This window comes from Holdemanella sp. DFI.5.55 (assembly GCF_020593575.1).
Classification (GTDB): Bacteria; Bacillota_I; Bacilli_A; order Erysipelotrichales; family Erysipelotrichaceae; genus Holdemanella; species Holdemanella hominis.
This window is the reverse complement of the sequence record NZ_JAJDMK010000374.1, coordinates 1-236: the sequence shown is the minus strand read 5'-3', so window position 1 is coordinate 236 and position 236 is coordinate 1. Positions and strand designations below refer to the sequence as shown.

Sequence of the window (236 nt, the reverse complement as noted above, 5' to 3'; positions counted from 1 at the left end):
CAGGATTTTTCTCAGTAATTTGTTGATTCGCTAAATTAACAGCTTCATTTAAAACTTCCTCTAATAAGACAATCTTGCCTTTTCTAGTAGACAGTTTTTTACCACCTTGCGTAATTAAACCAAAAGGCACATGATGCATTTGATCAGCCCAATCAAAGCCTAATTCTTTTAAGACCGCTTTTAACTGTTTGAAATGGTTGCTTTGTTCATTTCCAACTACATATAAAGACTGAGCG

The 236-nt window shown here is 34.3% G+C and carries 1 protein-coding gene; it reads right to left on the bottom strand.

The window, feature by feature from the left end; all coding sequences use genetic code 11:
- Positions 1-236 (bottom strand): arginine--tRNA ligase (gene argS, locus LJE08_RS14470; RefSeq protein ID WP_227403645.1); only part of this gene is annotated, 236 nt, incomplete at both ends.